This is a genomic window from Antarcticimicrobium sediminis, from assembly GCF_004348975.1.
In the GTDB taxonomy this organism is placed as follows: Bacteria; Pseudomonadota; Alphaproteobacteria; order Rhodobacterales; family Rhodobacteraceae; genus Antarcticimicrobium; species Antarcticimicrobium sediminis.
Genome location: NZ_SMFP01000066.1, coordinates 1 through 560, shown reverse-complemented (window position 1 = coordinate 560; position 560 = coordinate 1). Strand labels below are relative to the sequence as shown.

Annotated in this window: 1 protein-coding gene; it reads left to right on the top strand. The window is 65.0% G+C overall.

The genetic code is table 11. The annotated features are described in order from the left end of the window. Positions 1-30: 30 nt before the first annotated feature. Positions 31-560: oxidoreductase (locus E1B25_RS22030; RefSeq protein ID WP_483458032.1), on the top strand; the 530-nt coding region annotated here is incomplete at its 3' end.

Here is a 560-nt window from a genome sequence, read left to right as displayed (position 1 = left end):
GGCATTCCGTTCTTTCACGGAGACAAGGCGATGGCCGGCTGGGCCGATGTCGCCTCTGCCGTGCATTCGGCAGGCGGCAAAATCGCGCCGCAGATCTGGCACACTGGCTCGACTCGCGGCGGGAAATGGGAGCCCGAAGCCGAAGTGGAAAGCCCGTCCGGCCTTGTTGGCCCGAACGACCCCCGAGGCCGCGCGATGACCGAGGCGGACATTGCAGACACGATCGCGGCCTTCGCATCCTCGGCCAAGCTGGCCCGCGACGCAGGCTTTGACGCGGTCGAGGTGCACGGCGCACACGGCTACCTGATCGACCAGTTTTTCTGGTCCGGCACGAACCAGCGGGACGACAGCTGGAACGGCCCCACGATCAAAGAACGCTCTCGCTTTGCCGCAGAAATCGTGAAAGCCATCCGCGCCGCCGTTGGCCCGGACTTCCCGCTGATCCTGCGCGTTAGCCAATGGAAACAGCAGGACTATACCGCGCGGCTGGCCACGACCCCGGACGAGATGACAGACTGGCTTATGCCGCTCGTCGAGGCCGGCGTTGATATGCTGCACTG